Annotated in this window: 15 protein-coding genes and 2 tRNA genes; 7 read left to right on the top strand and 10 right to left on the bottom strand. The window is 44.5% G+C overall.

Annotation, left to right across the window (positions count from 1 at the left end; translation table 11 throughout):
• Window positions 1-30 precede the first annotated feature (30 nt).
• The 3 genes from DL796_RS07975 (at window position 31) to DL796_RS07965 (ending at window position 2,882) form a co-directional block, all read left to right on the top strand.
• The gene (locus DL796_RS07975) at window positions 31-879 is read left to right on the top strand and encodes a hypothetical protein (RefSeq protein ID WP_110201170.1); all 849 of its coding nucleotides are present in this window, start codon (window positions 31-33) and stop codon (window positions 877-879) included.
• 216 nt (window positions 880-1,095) lie between these two features.
• Entirely contained in the window at window positions 1,096-2,478 is a 1,383-nt protein-coding gene (gene dbpA / locus DL796_RS07970; RefSeq protein WP_110201169.1) for an ATP-dependent RNA helicase DbpA, read from the top strand.
• 38 nt (window positions 2,479-2,516) lie between these two features.
• Complete coding sequence (locus DL796_RS07965) at window positions 2,517-2,882, top strand: YbaN family protein (protein WP_110201168.1); 366 nt, start codon at window positions 2,517-2,519, stop codon at window positions 2,880-2,882.
• Between the two features lie 117 nt (window positions 2,883-2,999).
• Here DL796_RS07965 and DL796_RS07960 read toward each other — a convergent pair whose 3' ends face one another.
• A complete protein-coding gene (locus DL796_RS07960) occupies window positions 3,000-3,596 on the bottom strand; it encodes an outer membrane beta-barrel protein (RefSeq protein ID WP_110201167.1) in 597 nt (198 codons plus the stop codon).
• 150 nt (window positions 3,597-3,746) lie between these two features.
• On the opposite strand from DL796_RS07960, the gene DL796_RS07955 reads away from it, so the two are divergent.
• The 3 genes from DL796_RS07955 to DL796_RS07945 all read left to right on the top strand — a co-directional run bounded on the left by DL796_RS07955 (window position 3,747) and on the right by DL796_RS07945 (window position 5,856).
• Entirely contained in the window at window positions 3,747-4,412 is a 666-nt protein-coding gene (locus tag DL796_RS07955) for an SOS response-associated peptidase family protein (RefSeq protein WP_110201166.1), read from the top strand.
• Between the two features lie 243 nt (window positions 4,413-4,655).
• Entirely contained in the window at window positions 4,656-4,895 is a 240-nt protein-coding gene (locus DL796_RS07950; RefSeq protein WP_196597977.1) for a hypothetical protein, read from the top strand.
• A gap of 154 nt (window positions 4,896-5,049) precedes the next feature.
• The gene (locus DL796_RS07945) at window positions 5,050-5,856 is read left to right on the top strand and encodes a putative phage abortive infection protein (protein ID WP_110201165.1); all 807 of its coding nucleotides are present in this window, start codon (window positions 5,050-5,052) and stop codon (window positions 5,854-5,856) included.
• Window positions 5,857-5,969: 113 nt separating this feature from the next.
• Here DL796_RS07945 and DL796_RS07940 read toward each other — a convergent pair.
• The 9 genes from DL796_RS07940 to DL796_RS07900 form a co-directional block, all read right to left on the bottom strand.
• Window positions 5,970-6,046, bottom strand: a tRNA-Met gene (locus tag DL796_RS07940).
• A 172-nt stretch (window positions 6,047-6,218) separates the two neighbouring features.
• On the bottom strand, window positions 6,219-7,310 hold the full coding sequence (gene ychF, locus DL796_RS07935; RefSeq protein ID WP_110201164.1) for a redox-regulated ATPase YchF: 1,092 nt from the start codon (window positions 7,308-7,310) through the stop codon (window positions 6,219-6,221).
• 26 nt (window positions 7,311-7,336) lie between these two features.
• Window positions 7,337-7,930, bottom strand: a complete 594-nt coding sequence (gene pth, locus DL796_RS07930) for an aminoacyl-tRNA hydrolase (RefSeq protein ID WP_110201163.1) — start codon at window positions 7,928-7,930, stop codon at window positions 7,337-7,339.
• 38 nt (window positions 7,931-7,968) lie between these two features.
• Window positions 7,969-8,652: a 50S ribosomal protein L25/general stress protein Ctc gene (locus DL796_RS07925; protein WP_110201162.1), complete on the bottom strand. Its 684-nt coding sequence runs from the start codon at window positions 8,650-8,652 to the stop codon at window positions 7,969-7,971.
• 239 nt (window positions 8,653-8,891) lie between these two features.
• Complete coding sequence (locus tag DL796_RS07920; protein WP_110201161.1) at window positions 8,892-9,839, bottom strand: ribose-phosphate pyrophosphokinase; 948 nt, start codon at window positions 9,837-9,839, stop codon at window positions 8,892-8,894.
• 66 nt (window positions 9,840-9,905) lie between these two features.
• A tRNA-Gln gene (locus tag DL796_RS07915) sits at window positions 9,906-9,980 on the bottom strand.
• 13 nt (window positions 9,981-9,993) lie between these two features.
• A complete protein-coding gene (gene ispE / locus DL796_RS07910) occupies window positions 9,994-10,866 on the bottom strand; it encodes a 4-(cytidine 5'-diphospho)-2-C-methyl-D-erythritol kinase (protein WP_110201160.1) in 873 nt (290 codons plus the stop codon).
• 3 nt (window positions 10,867-10,869) lie between these two features.
• Window positions 10,870-11,568: a lipoprotein insertase outer membrane protein LolB gene (lolB, locus tag DL796_RS07905; protein WP_110201159.1), complete on the bottom strand. Its 699-nt coding sequence runs from the start codon at window positions 11,566-11,568 to the stop codon at window positions 10,870-10,872.
• An 89-nt stretch (window positions 11,569-11,657) separates the two neighbouring features.
• On the bottom strand, window positions 11,658-13,634 hold the full coding sequence (locus DL796_RS07900) for a tetratricopeptide repeat protein (RefSeq protein ID WP_110201158.1): 1,977 nt from the start codon (window positions 13,632-13,634) through the stop codon (window positions 11,658-11,660).
• A gap of 271 nt (window positions 13,635-13,905) precedes the next feature.
• On the opposite strand from DL796_RS07900, the gene hemA reads away from it, so the two are divergent.
• Window positions 13,906-15,174 carry a glutamyl-tRNA reductase gene (hemA, locus tag DL796_RS07895; RefSeq protein ID WP_110201157.1) on the top strand — a complete coding sequence of 423 codons (1,269 nt, stop codon included), beginning with the start codon at window positions 13,906-13,908 and terminating at the stop codon, window positions 15,172-15,174.
• The last annotated feature ends 43 nt before the right edge of the window (window positions 15,175-15,217 follow it).

The raw sequence follows: 15,217 nt of genomic DNA, 5'->3' as shown, positions 1-15,217 counted from the left end.
GACTTTTAACTTCACACCATCGGGGATCCTATGAAACTGAAAACACTTTTTTGCGCATCTATAATTTCAACATTGCTAGTGGCTTGTGGCGGTACTGACCCTGAGTCTTTAGGTAAAGATCTTTTCGAAAAACTGCAAAGTGGCGATAAAGACTCGATTACTAACTTGAGCATTAATGAAGACGATTATTACTGGTTAATCTCTAAAACGAATGAAGCTAAAGCCTCCTCGAAAAGTCCAACACCATCAGAAGTAGAAAAGAAGGTTAAGAAAACCAAACGTAAAGTGACCAAGAACGTTGGTGATATTCTTTCTTATGGAAAAATGCACGGTGGCTGGGAAAATGCTTCTTTAGTGAGGGTTGAGGTGAAAGCTAAAGAAACCAAAGGCATCGAAGGCGCCGATATCTACCTACACGTAGAGATAAATGAAAAGCAATACCGAGTACTTTTTGATGACTTAGTTAATACTGACAGAGGCTGGGTCATGAGCGATAGCCCGAGATGGTTAGGATTATCTTACGACCCGCAGTTCGATAAGTTAATCGGCGAAAAACTTAGCGTTAAACCTAACAACGTATTTGTTAGCTGTAAAACACCGCTTAATGTAACGAGCCTGGATATATTGCTAAGAGGCAAAAATAATGATTCTGAGGTGTCAGAGTTTTTAAATAGCGGAAAATGCTCAACTAATAAATCGAGTTCAGCGGTTACCGTAACTATCGAAGAGCTTGGCGAGTACACGATGGATGCGAAGAGAAAGTTTGCTAACAATGAAGCTGAATTTCCTTTTGAGAAAATTAAAATAAGCTTTGAAATCGATGGCCAACAGAAAAGTGGTTGGACATACACCAGATGGCTTGCCAGTCAGGCGCAATAGAGTTTCAACTTAAAAAACAAAGCCGTACTTTAAGTGCGGCTTTTTTAATGGCTGAACCGTTGAATAACGCTTAATCTAATCCTTCTGATAAGAAGATATCGCTTTTACATAACTCCCGAGCTGTATATAATTCACCCAGATCGAAGATCTCGCTCTCAAGCATTCTATTCAGCAGTAAACTGCTTCAAATTGCACCAAAACCACTAGGATTTCATCATGAGTCACACCGCATTCTCAACGCTCAACTTACAACAAGAGCTAATCGCTAACCTGGCAGATTTAGGTTTCGAGGGGATGACGCCGATTCAGGCTGAAGCCTTGCCACACGTTCTAGAAGCTAAAGACGTCATCGCGCAAGCTAAAACCGGCTCGGGTAAAACAGCCGTGTTTGGTTTAGGTATCTTACAAAAGCTTGAGCCCAAGAACTTTGCGGTGCAATCGATGGTGATGTGTCCGACTCGTGAGCTCGCTGAGCAGGTGGCGGAAGAAATTCGACGTCTAGCGCGACCAATCGCAAACGTTAAGATACTGACACTATGCGGTGGAACGCCACTACGACCACAAGCCGACTCGTTAAAATACGGTGCCCATATTGTGGTCGGTACGCCGGGCCGAATTATGGACCATCTCGAAAAGCAAACCTTAGAGCTAGATCAAGTCTCGACTTTGGTGCTGGATGAAGCCGATAGAATGCTAGACATGGGCTTTGAAGACGCAATGGAAGCTATCGTCGCGGAAGTGCCGCGCGCACGCCAGACCATGCTATTTAGCGCAACCTACCCCAAAGAAATCCAGTCCATGGCTGACCATATTATGGTTGATCCAGTGACGGTAAAAATTAAAGAACAACACACCGGCTCGACAATCGCCCAAGACTTCTACCGCATCAGTGACGAAGGCGAACGTGATGTCGCGGTTCGTTTATTACTATTGAAACACCGCCCAGATTCAGCGGTGATTTTTTGTAACACTAAGCGTCATGTAAAAGACCTAACCCAATACCTTAAAAGCAATGGCTTTAGCGTGTTGGCGCTACATGGCGACCTTGACCAAAAGGAACGTGACCAAGCACTGGTTCGTTTCACCAACAACAGCGTTACGGTCATGGTTGCGACCGACGTCGCTGCTCGCGGTTTAGACATCGACGCGCTCGACTTAGTGATTAACTATCACATCGCTAGCGACCCAGAAATCCACGTTCACCGTATTGGCCGAACGGGCCGTGCGGGTAACAAAGGCCATGCCTGCTCGATAGTCATCGGCAAAGAAAAGCACAAAGTAAATCGTCTCGCTGAATACCTTGAGCAAGACATAGAGCCAATCGCCTTGCCCGATACAAAGCTGCTTAAAGAACCAACCTACAAAGCTCCAATGTCCACCATCCAGATTGATGGCGGAAAGAAGCAAAAGCTACGTCCAGGTGATATCCTAGGCGCTCTAACTGCGGATTACCGCATCGAAGGTAGTGACGTTGGCAAGATCCAAGTCGCCAATAGCTGGGCTTACGTCGCCGTAAAAAGTGATGTTTTAGAAACAGCACTACAGTTACTAAATAAAGGTAAGATGAAAGGTAAGAAGTTTAGAGCTAGAAAAATCTAGCCTAAAAAATTTGCGAATAAAGTTAACACTAAACAATCATGTTATCACTCCAACGTTGCCTTTATATCGTCATAGCCATCATCACGCTGGCCCTAGGCATCGTTGGCGTCTTTTTGCCAATCCTCCCAACCACACCATTTCTAATCATCACACTCTGGGCCGCCAGTAAAAGCTCCCCGCGCCTCGAAGCCTGGCTGATTAACCACAAAACATTCGGCCCACCGCTAAAAGCCTGGCGCACCCGCAAGGCCATCCCACGACTCGGCAAATGGCTCGCCTGCATCATGATGAGCATAAGCTGGTGCATCCTGCTCATAAAACAATCCCCACCCATACTGCTCGTCTCACTCGGCGCACTGTTCCTAGGCGTAGGAATTTATATCGTCACAAGACCGACAGCGTAATTCGAGGTCAAAGTCCTCCAATTCCTTTTCGGTAAAAGTAAAGAATGCTTAGGCTTAAAAAATGTGGTGGCTGGATAAAAAAGAGCCACTAAAAAGTGGCTCATGATTTGATTAATGCTAGAAATTTAAAGAGTAGGTTAAAGAAATAATATCTACGTCAGCATTATCTCCTAAAATCGTTTTAAACTCGTCAAAGCTAACTTCATAACGCTCGTATTCTAACTGTAAGTTATACTCATCATTGAGCCACTTAATACCAACGCTGTACATTGGGTCAAAACCTTTTTCTTCCGCTCTTCCATAGCTACCAGCTGAGTCAGTTACACGACCCTCAACATCCCATCTAGAAGCACCAAGCTTTCCAAAAACTGCAAAACTTTCTGAAACTGGCGCTGTACCAACTACGCCAAAGTGTACAGAGTTACCTTCAAGTTTCGCGCTAAGAGTGCTCGCAGGATCCGTTGCACGAGCTTCGCCTAAACTATTAAAACCACCTTCAAGGGCAATGTATTGGTTAAAGTTGTAACCACCGATTACTCGCAAAACTGTTTTCGTGTCTTCACAGTTTACAGTGCTAATTCCTGAAACTAAATCACAAGCATCGTTCTTAGCTTGACCAAATCCGAAGCCGAAATAACCACCCTCAGCCATGGATAGGCTTGGTAGGGCCAAAAGAGAAATAGATAATAAAGATGTTTTTAAAACTGTGTTCATCGTGAACTCCGTTAGTTATTGGTATATTTTCGGCGGCTATAGTAATTGAACTGAAAGTGTTAATCAATTCACAAAATTAACAATAGATAATTCACTACAAAACGCTTTATAGCCAATAAACGGTTTGCTACTCTGTGCTTAAAATAACTGATGAGAAACGGCATGTGTGGTTTCGTTGAGCTTTGTAAAAAGCCCGCCAAAAAAATCGAAAAGACATTGGATTTACAAGTGCCGCTAGAGCTTGGCAACTTCCGATGCTACCACCCGATCCAAATTATACATGCCAGCGATCAAGGCAATCAAATCACAAAAGCAATGTGGCAATTTCTGCTCGAACAAAAAGACGGACAGTGGAAGCCAAGCAAATACACATCTTTTAATAGTCGCTGGTACGAAGGGGAGGGTTTTAAACGATCTTTCACCAAAGCTTACCGAGAAACCCGCTGTATTATTCCTGCTAGTGGTTTCGTCGAAGGCATGAACAAAGTCTACCACCTACTAAAACCTGCGGATGAAAGCCCTATCTATTTTGGTGGCCTCTTTAAACAATGGGGCGACCCCGAAAATCCAGTCTACTCAGCATCCATGATCACCATCCCGCCACACAAAAAACTCGAGACAATTCATAAAAAAGCCATGCCACTGATGGTGCCTAAAAAAGATTTAGAGATGTGGCTAGACCCAAACTTCAAAAATACCGACGCCTTCACAGACCTAATGCAACCTAAAATACAACAGGATTTCGAAGCCGTAAAAATAAAAGGATGGGGCAACTTAGACGCAGATGGCGAAGCGTTTAGGATTGAAGCAGACTAGGGAGATGTACTCTGGCCTTATTTACAGCCCATGTCATAACGAGCCCGTTTAATCTATAAGCTGCCAACCCGCTACTGTGACCGCAGGGAATACCTTTAGGTAATCGCGGGATCCAGTGACTCAAAAAACAACTTGCTTTTTTCGTTTTCCCACGACGAACAATGCAATTGTGCATTAAATATACAGTTGCAAAAAAATGTGACGCAATATACATTGTCTCAGGGAAGAAAAAGGGAGAAGAAAGTGAAAATTAAATGGTTACTTGGAGCATTTCTATTTTTATTCACGTTTGCAGCAGACTGCCATAGCGGTAGATTAGATAAAAACGGCGGTCACAATTGCAGTAAGAAATCGCAAAAGAAAGGTTTATGCTATGGCAACCACAATTATCGGGGTGATGATATGGTTCATAGTTATGATAGTGAAAAGTGCACGCAAACAGCTAAAAAATATAAACATATGCTGAAAATAATAGCCACTTAAATCCAAAAGTAAAAAGTACTTTGAGTGCAAAGAAATCAAGTGGACTAAAAATATTTAAAATGTACTCTGCTCTAATTATTTTAGTTACGCTTGGGAGTGAAGTTGACTTAATTCATCAAGTCAAAGCTGAGTTAGATTTTATGGTAAATAAATCATGATAGAAAATAAAAGTCAGAGAATTGGTTGGAGAGCTCCTACAATAACTATAGCGGGAGTTCTCTTTGCTTGGGTACTTTGCTGGTATTTACTCAGCTCAAACCCCGAACGTGGAACATTTGGAGATATGTTCGGAGCTGTTAATTCGTTATTTTCTGGTCTAGCTTTCGCTGGCGTTATATTTGCAATTTTACTGCAAAAGTATGAACTGTCTTTACAGCGTCAAGAACTAACACTCACCCGAAATGAGCTTAAAGGCCAAAAAGAACAACTTGAGCTTCAAACGGCGGTATTAGAAAAACAAAATTTTGAAAATACATTTTTTCAGCTCCTTCGCCTTCATAACGAAATAACAGGAGATATAGACCTTCGCGTAAGCGGCACTCCGACAGCTGTAGGAAGAGACTGCTTTCAAGTCTTCTATGATCGATTAAAAAAAGATTGGGGGCGGATGAAACCAACGTCTGAATTGCTCGGCAAAAGCCCTGAGCATATTGAGACAGTTTATATTCACTTCTATAAAGCGCACCAGGCTGAGGTAGGACATTATTTTAGAAGTCTTTACAACATTATTAAACTAGTTGATGTTAGCACTGGAATAGATAAAAGGCTGTATTCTAATTTAGTGCGTGCTCAGCTATCTAGTTATGAGCTTTTACTTCTTTTCTACAACTGCTTAAGTAGTATGGGGGCTGAAAAATTTAAGCCCTTGATTGAAAAATATGCTTTATTGAAGACCTTGCCGGAAGAGTATTTAATGCGTGAAGAACATGCCTCATTGTATCAGAGTAGTGCTTATAGATAAGCTCCAGATGCAATTTATGAGGTCAGAGTTAAGCTTCTGACTGTTGGTGGGCTTATATAGAGTTCCTAATAACAAAAAGGCTTACAGATTTTCTCTGTAAGCCTTTTTTAATATGGTAGCTATGGGTGGACTTGAACCACCGACCCCAGCATTATGAATGCTGTGCTCTAACCAGCTGAGCTACATAGCCTTAATTCAGTGGCGCGTATTTTCGTGATTTCGGGCCATTATGTCAAGCCTTTCGGGTGAAAATAATTATATTTCTTTGGATTGAAGTTTAGCGGCTATCGGTTTGAGATTGCACCATGGCATTCCCTTTGGTCACCAACTCACTTCGTTCCTCGCAATGACGTAAAAAGTTGTTATACGTTGAAGCGGAAGTGCATAACATCGCCGTCTTTTACGATGTATTCTTTACCTTCTAAACGCCATTTACCGGCTTCTTTTGCGCCTGCTTCGCCGTTGCCAGCGATGTAGTCGTCATAAGCAACAACTTCGGCACGGATAAAGCCTTTTTCGAAGTCTGTATGGATGACGCCAGCGGCTTGTGGCGCTGTAGCGCCTACTTTAACCTGCCATGCGCGAACTTCTTTTACGCCTGCAGTAAAGTAGGTTTGTAGGTCTAGAAGGTTATAACCGGCGCGTATTACGCGGTTTAGGCCTGGTTCGTCTTGGCCTAGGTCTTCTAGGAAGTCGGCTTTGTCTTCGTCGTCTAGGGCGGCGATTTCAGACTCGATAGAAGCGCAGATAGGAACTACTTCAGCACCTTCTTCTTTGGCGAACTCACGTACTTGGTCGAGTAACGGATTGTTTTCAAAACCGTCTTCGCTAACGTTGGCGATGTACATGGTTGGTTTGATGGTGATTAGCTGGAAGCGACGCATCACTTTCATCTCATCCGCATCAAGATCTAAACTTCTAAGCGCCTTACCTTCGTCGAGACAAGCTTTGGCTTTCTCTAGCACGGCTAATTCTTCTTTAGCAGTTTTGTCGCCGCTTTTAGCGACTTTAGCCGTTTTTAGAATACGCTTTTCGACTGACTCAAGATCCGCTAACGCCAATTCGGTGTTAATGGTTTCGATATCAGCCAATGGATCGACTTTGCCATCAACGTGTACCACGTCATCGTTGTCGAAACAGCGAACAACATGGGCAATGGCGTGAGTTTCACGGATGTTGGCTAGGAACTTGTTACCTAGACCTTCGCCTTTAGATGCGCCCGCTACGAGGCCTGCGATATCGACGAATTCCATAGTCGCTGGCAATACTTTTTCTGGCTTTACGATAGCAGACAAAGCATCAAGGCGCGGGTCTGGGATTGGCACTACGCCAGTATTCGGTTCAATAGTACAGAAAGGGTAGTTGGCAGCATCGATTCCAGCATCTGTTAGTGCATTGAACAATGTTGATTTTCCAACGTTGGGCAAGCCCACGATTCCACAATTTAGTGCCATGTTACTTCTCTCTACGATTGATTAGTTTATTCAGCGCCAGTTTTTACGCTGTGTAGTCTTTGTACTGCGATATCCCAGTCACCGTTTAATAGGGTTGGGGTTTCGCGTACGGCTTCATCAATAGCTAAATTGATGGCGTTACGATCGTCGGGACTCGGTTTGCCGAGGACATAGCCAGTGACTTGGCTTTTGTGGCCTGGGTGGCCTATACCGACGCGTAAGCGTATAAATTCTTTATTGTTACCCAGTTTACTGATGGTGTCGCGCAGTCCGTTATGACCGCCGTGTCCGCCACCTTTTTTAAGCTTTAATGTTCCAGGAGCGATATCGAGCTCGTCGTGAGCTACTAGGATTTCTTCTGGAGCAATTTTATAAAAGTTAGCAACCGCTTGAACCGCTTTGCCGCTAAGGTTCATAAAAGTGGAGGGGATCAGTAATTTGATGTCTTCAGAGCCTATTAATCCCTTGGCAAAAAGGCCATGGAACTTACTTTCGACTTTGAAGGGGATATTGTAGGCGCGAGCTAGTTCTTCAACGTACCAGGCACCAGCATTATGACGGGTATCTTGATATTGTGAGCCTGGATTGGCCAGGCCCACAATTAACTTGATGCTAGACATTATGTAGTCTAACTAAAGCTTTCGGTTTGAACGAAGAATTAATCTTCGTTCTTTTCCTCTGAGTCGCCTGCGTCAGCTTTTTGCTCGCTAGCTGGAACTTCAGTTTCATCAACTTCAACGTCGTCATCAGACTCTTCAACCGCTGGCGGTAGCATGTTTACTACAGCTTGGTCGTGCTCTTCGATTTCACCGTGCATGAAGGCAGCAATTTGAACGCCTTCTGGTAACTCGACTTCGCTCAAGTGGATTGATTCGCCGATTTCTAAGTTGCTTAGGTCAACTTCGATGTACTCTGGAAGCTTACTTGGACGACATGAGATTTCAACAACTGTTAGAGGTTGAGTTACAACGCCACCAGACTTCTTACCAGGTGCTTTGTCTTCGTTGATTAAGTGTAGAGGAATGTTAGCCAACATATCTTCACCACGAACGATTCGTTTGAAATCAACGTGCATTAACTTAAGCTTGAATGGGTGACGCTGTAGGTCTGTAATTAGAACCTCTTCAGTTTCACCTTCAATGTTTAAGTTGATGATTGATGAATATGCTGCTTCATCGTCCAACATGTTGTTGATTTCATCGTGATCTAAAGTGATCGACTTAGCTTCTTCTTTACCGCCATATACGATGGCAGGGATTTTGTCTGCAAGACGACGTAGGCGGCGGCTCGCACCTTTCCCTATGTCGCTGCGTAATTCAGCTTTTAACGTAAAATCGCTCATTGTGTTTCTCCACAAGTTGAGTAAGTAAAAGGCTAAGCCTTGCGACCAAGCTTAACCACAAAATTTTGGACGCGAATTATACCGTATTGAAGAACTAAGAAGCTAGCTTAATTCCAAATAATTACTAGCATTTCGGGCTTTTTCGGGCAATATTCGCAGTTTCTAGGGATATATACAAAAATCCCGCCTTTAAAAAGCGGGATTTTGCGAATTTTGATTCAGCGCTTAAAAATTAAGGCTTAATCTAAAAACATGGTCGAAATGGATTCTTCAGTGTTTACACGACGAATCGACTCGCCTAATAGTGGCGCTAAGTCGAGCAGTTCGATGCGGCTGCATGAGACTGCGTCGTCATTCAGAGGAATCGTATTAGTCACGACCAGTGCATCTAAGTTTGAGTTGTTCAAATTGTCGATGGCTTTGCCTGATAGGACTGGGTGAGTGGCGTATGCAGATACGCTTGTCGCACCGTTGTCTTTCAGTGCTTGGGCTGCCTGGCAAAGGGTACCGGCAGTATCAACCATGTCATCGACGATGACACAATCGCGACCAGATACGTCACCGATAATATTCATCACGCCCACTTCATTCGCGCGCGGACGACGTTTATCGATAATCGCCAAGTCGGCATCGTTTAAACGCTTAGCAATCGCTCTTGCACGAACAACGCCGCCAACGTCTGGCGAAACAACCATGAGGTTTTTGCCTGACTGAGCTGCGATATGGTCGAGAAGAACTGGAGTAGCGTAAACGTTATCTACCGGAATGTTGAAGAAGCCCTGGATCTGATCGGCGTGTAAATCTACGGTTAACACGCGGTCAAAACCAACGCCACTAATCATGTCGGCGACAACTTTAGCACTGATTGGTACACGTGCTGAACGTACTCGACGATCTTGACGTGCATAACCAAAATAAGGAACAACCGCTGTGATACGCTTTGCTGACGCACGCTTAAGCGCGTCGGCCATAATGATCAACTCCATTAAGTTGTCATTGGTTGGCGCACAGGTTGATTGAATAATGAAAACGTCTTTACCACGAACATTTTCTAGGATCTCAACATTACATTCGCCATCGCTAAAGCTAGACGTGTGGATTTTTCCTAGAGGTACTTTTAAGTAGGTAGAGATGCGTTGAGCGAGATCAGGAGTGGCGTTGCCACTGAAAAGCATTAAATCTGACATCGGAAAGCCCTGTGTTTTGCCCCAAATTCACAAGCAGAGAGTTGATGTTAAAGCGTAAAGAAAAAATGGCAGGGGTAGCTGGATTTGAACCAACGAATGGCGGCATCAAAAGCCGCTGCCTTACCGCTTGGCGATACCCCTGCAATGTAGTACCTCAAATCAGCGGAGAAGTATTAATACCTCTTGCTGTTAAGGTTAGCCAGCGCTGCTTGCACAGTGCCGCTATTTTACGGACTTCTCGCTCATTGTCAAAGGTTAAGAACACACAACTTCCGGTTCCTGTCAGCGTCGCTTTTCCAAATTCTCCAAGAAACTCAAGGGCTTCCCGTACTTCTGGATAGAGCTCTGCGACAAGAGGCTCGAAGGCGTTGTAACCAAGTTCTAAACTTGCCTCTGTGCGAGTGGCGCGTAATTTAATCGGTTTATTGTCTCTTGTCAACGCCCTATGTGAAAAAATTTTCGAAGTGTTTATTTTTACATCAGGATAGACGATTAAATAGTGCTTTTCGGGCACTTCGGTGGCGCTTAAAATTTCACCAATACCTTCCGCCCAAGCGGTCTTTCCATTGACAAAAACAGGCACATCGGCGCCTAAGCTTTTGCCAATCTCGCAAAGTTGTTCGTTTTTTAGGCCAAGTGACCATAAATTATTCAACGCAACTAGGGTTGTCGCTGCGTCTGAGCTGCCACCGCCAAGACCAGCACCCGATGGTAATTTTTTTTCTAGTTTAATATCGGCGCCTTGGTGATGTTGCTTATAAGGCTCTAAAGAACGAGCGGCTTTAATGATAAGGTTATCGTCACTCGGTACTTCGTTATACTCGGACTGGAGCGTCACTTGTCCCGAATCGTTCGGCTTAATCCAGATTTCATCGCCATAATCCAACAATTGAAACAGGGTTTGCAATTCATGGTAACCGTCATCACGACGGCCAAGGATCCGCAGTTCGAGGTTTAATTTCGCAGGAGCAGGCCAGAAACTATAACCATCGCTATTTAAAGCGCCTGTAGCATGACTAAAGCTCATCCGTTATTCCTCGCTAGGGTTTGCTTTTGATGAGTCTGTTTCTGCAGAGATAATCTCCCATGAGCGAATCGATAGCACGATTTTATTGTCGCCTCGTTCGCCGTTTTTCTGCACGATGCGTATCTTTTTAGGCATTTTTAAGGCGAATGCTTTATCACCACGCGTTAATTCAGCTTCCTCGTAGCGCACATAATCGACCACATAGTCGAGGTATTTAATTTGTTGCAAGGTGCCATCGGCGTTAATTAATAAATCACTTTTATTAATCCCGGTGGGTAGGCCTTTGATCCAGTCTTGCATGAGTACGACAGGAATATCCCAACCGGATACGCTATATAGCAGTTGGCGCGCATCGATGCCTTGGTAGTGCTCATCGTCGCCGGTAGACAAAGAGCTAAGATGTGGCTCTACCTTTAAAATCATGTAGGTTTGACCAAAAGCGCCATACATACGGAAGGTAAAGTTGCTTGGCGCTTGCTGACGCCATAAGAAATTGGACGAGAAGCTATCGTCGGGGTGGGTGATGCCAATTCGGCCTTTGAGCTGGTGTGTCTCAAAAGTTTTTAGCAGCTTGTAGTGTTTTTGCCACAAGGGATCGTCCCACACGGTCGTCTGTTGTTTTACGGGTGCAGTTTGACAAGCGCTTAGGAGTAACAGGGTGAAACTTGTTATTAAGAGCGTTTTTATTGTTGTTAACTTCATGCGTTGTATCGGCCGTTGGTAGAAAATCGTTCAGTAGTTAGTTCGTTTCAACTGGGCGTTTGTCATGCCGAGCTTTTTAACTACTGAACCTAGGGATTGAGTATGTTTGCTTCGGGAAAACGTCGAAGCGTGCGCAAAATATACTGGTTATTTGGGTTCATTCGCAAGGCTTTTTGCCAAACTTGTATCGCTTGGCTTTGCAAGTTCATGGTCCACAAGACTTCGCCTAGGTGCGAAGCAATTTCAGGGCTCGCTTCTTGTTCATAGGCCATTTCGAGGTATTTCAGGGCTTTTTCATAGTTACCCAAGCGATAATGTACCCAGCCTAAAGAATCTTGGATCGCCACATTGTCCGGCTCTTTCTCATAGGCGCTTTCGATGAGCGTTTTGGCCTCATCAAGCGACCGATTGAGATCGGCTAATGTATAGCCGAGCGAGTTTTGGGCGTGAGAATGCTCAGGGTCGAGCTTCAGAACCTGGCGCAAGTCTCGCTCCATCGAGCTGTAATACTCAAGAGGTTCGGCGGCTAATGCCTTGTTATACAGCAAGTCGATATTGTTTGGAGTTTTCTCCACCGCAGATTCGAGTAGCTGGTAGGCGATTAAGTGGCTGTTACGCTTTTGCAAAAAGTGAGTACCAATAATGATGATGTCAGTACGCAACTGTGGGTTGGCGACATTATCGCTAAGCGTTTCAACCGACTGCCTAAATTCTTGCACTGATTGCGTTTGGTTTAAAAGCTGTAGCTTTAAGTAGTAAAGAAACGGTTTGTCGGGGCTGACCTGTAGCGCCGATTGAATACGGCGATCTGCCTGTTGGTAGTCGCCAGTCTGCGTCAGCATATTAATTTCAAACTCAAGCAGACGTTGTCTATCGTTTAGGCCAACCTTACGCTGGGCGTGGCGCAGGGTGTTTATTGCCTGCTGCATTAATTCATTCTCAGCATAAAGCTGAGCTAACTCAGTACGAGCGGTCATGTAATAACGACCCACAGGCACCATTTCATAGCAACTGTAGGCGCGGGCCAACTTGTTGATGCGTGCGGCAGAGTCAGCGCAATAATAACTGGTGATTTCTTTTTTGAAGCTTTGCTGTGCTAAGTGCCAAAAGCCCTGGTTGGCTTTTTTGTAGTTTTCTAAGGCGTAATGACTGCTGGCGATAAGAAACTGGGTTTGTTCATCATTGGGACGCTTGGCTAGCACTTGTTTTAAGGCTTTTAGCGCGGCAGGGTAGTTTTTTTGAGTATAAAGCAGTTCGCCTAGTTTGTAGGTTTGTTCAATGTCGAGAATTTTCTTGTCGATAATGGAGTTTAGATATTCTGCGCGCTGGTCGCTTGAACGTAAAGCGTAGGCTTCACCCTTTAGTTCTATGGCCGAGAGGAAGTTCGGTTTTTCATCAAGCGAATAGTCGAGCAGGCTTTGAATTCGCTCGTAATGCTGCTCAGGATTTGAAGACTTCAACAGTAAGTATGCTTCTGCCGTAGCGATATAAGGCGAGCTCGGGGATTCATTCAGCTCTTCGAAAAGGCTGATAAAGTCAGCTTCTTCTTGAAAACTTGCCATTTGGATAATTTCATACAGTTTCTCGTCCTGATGATCGGGCAAGAGTGGCATTAACTTCGCGAGATATTCTTTAGCGTCTTCAGTTTTGTTTTGTGCAAGGCTCGCGACTAGAGCGACTTTATAAGCATTTTTATCCTTGTTATCGGCTTCGAGCCATAAGGTCGTAGCGTCTAGCGCTGTGTCATAGTCACGCTCGAGCAAGGCTACCATGGCGGCTTTGGCTGATAGTTGCTTGCTGCCCGTTTGCTCGGCGGCATAGAAGAAATTACTTTGAGCTACGTCATAGAGTTTTTGCTTGTTAGCGATATCCGCCAGCAGAATACTGAAATAGAGCTGGCTGCGTTCTTCTACTGATAATTTGGCAACAGAAGGGTGCTCCTGCGGTTTTTGGGCACTGGATTCTGGGGCTGTTTCAACGGTTTTTGGCTGGTTGGTGGCGCAAGCGGCAAGCAATAAACAGCAGGTTGAAACGATTAGGGTTCTTAACAAGAAACTTCTATTCATCCGTATAGTATAAAATATTCCTATAAACGTTTTGTGAAAGCGCTCCACGAAGTTGCTAAAGAATTTCGAAAACGCTCCATCTTTGTACTTTATTCGTGTACTTACTCAAGAGTATCAGGAAAATATTAACAGTACAGTTGAAAAGCTGAGTTTTAACGAATTTTTATGATTAGCGGACACACTGAAGCAGTGTTATAATTCGCGCCATCTATCTGCCTCGGCAGAATTGCACCTTTTGTGAGTGACCTATTTTAATAGCTTTGCCTAACTTATGTCTTTGATTGTTCTGGGAATTAACCATAAAACAGCCTCTTTAGCCGTCCGTGAGAAGGTCGCTTTTGCTGATCATGAGTTAGGTCAAATCATGGCGGAAGTAAAAGAAAACACCGATGACTCAGAAGTTGCTTTATTATCAACCTGTAACCGTGTTGAGTTTTATGTCTCCAACGAGTCGAAGCAACACGAAGAGCTGAAAGCCAAGCTGTTGCAATGGTTAGAAGCTAAAAAGGGTGTTGGCGAAGAGTTGGAAGATGCCGTGTATTGCCACCAAGGCACTGATGCCGTGGGGCATCTAATGAAAGTGGCGAGCGGTTTGGATTCTATGGTCTTAGGCGAGCCACAGATCCTTGGCCAGCTAAAAGCCTGTTATCAAAAAGCTCGACGCGCAGGCACCGTGAACCAAGTTATGGAGCGCTTATTCCAAAAGACCTTTGCGGCGGCTAAGCGCGTGCGTCATGAGACTGAAATTGGCTCAAACCCTGTATCGGTCGCTTATGCCGCGGTTACTTTAGCGCGTCATATCTTTTCAGATTTTAGCGAGCTAACGGTATTGTTCGTTGGCGCTGGCGAGACTATCGAGTTAGCTGCGCGCCATCTTGAGCAAAACGGCGTTAAGCAAATGATTATGGCAAACCGTACTTTGGCTAATGCGCAAAAGCTTGCTGAAGAGTTTGAAGGCAAAGCGGTTGGTTTGGATGCTATCCCGCATTATTTACCGCAAGCGGATATCGTGATCAGCTCTACGGGTAGTATGTTACCGATTATTGGCAAAGGCATGGTTGAGTCTGCGCTAAAGGAGCGTCGCCGTAAGAGTATGTTCATGGTGGATTTGGCCGTTCCGCGTGATATCGAAAGTTCGGTGGCCAAGCTCGATGATGTATATCTGTATTCAGTGGACGATTTAGAGGGTGTGATTCAAGAGAATCTACAGGCGCGCCAAGAGGCGGCGGAAGAAGCCATCGTGATTTTGCAGGAGTTCGTGGGCGACTTTGAAAAGTGGCATGCGGGCCGTCAAAAACATGATACAGTGCGTGAGTTGCACCAAATGCATGGTGCAATAGCGCAGGCCGAACTGGAAAGAGCTAAGGCGCAACTGAAGAACGGTAATGACGCAGAAGCTGTGTTAGAGCACTTTTCACACCGTTTGACCAAAAAGTTTTTACACCAACCTTTAGTCTGGTTGCGTGAGGATGACGAAGAGCTGGATAGGCACGAAATTACCCGTGAACTGTTTCAGCTTGATAAAGCATCCGATGATTAAGTAAGCTAATCGAGGCTTATTCAGCGGTTTTATCGTATGCCGC

It is taken from the genome of Kangiella spongicola, from assembly GCF_003194565.2.
In the GTDB taxonomy this organism is placed as follows: Bacteria; Pseudomonadota; Gammaproteobacteria; order Enterobacterales; family Kangiellaceae; genus Kangiella; species Kangiella spongicola.
Note: the sequence above shows the minus strand (reverse complement) of the source record. Positions and strands in the feature narration are given on the sequence as shown.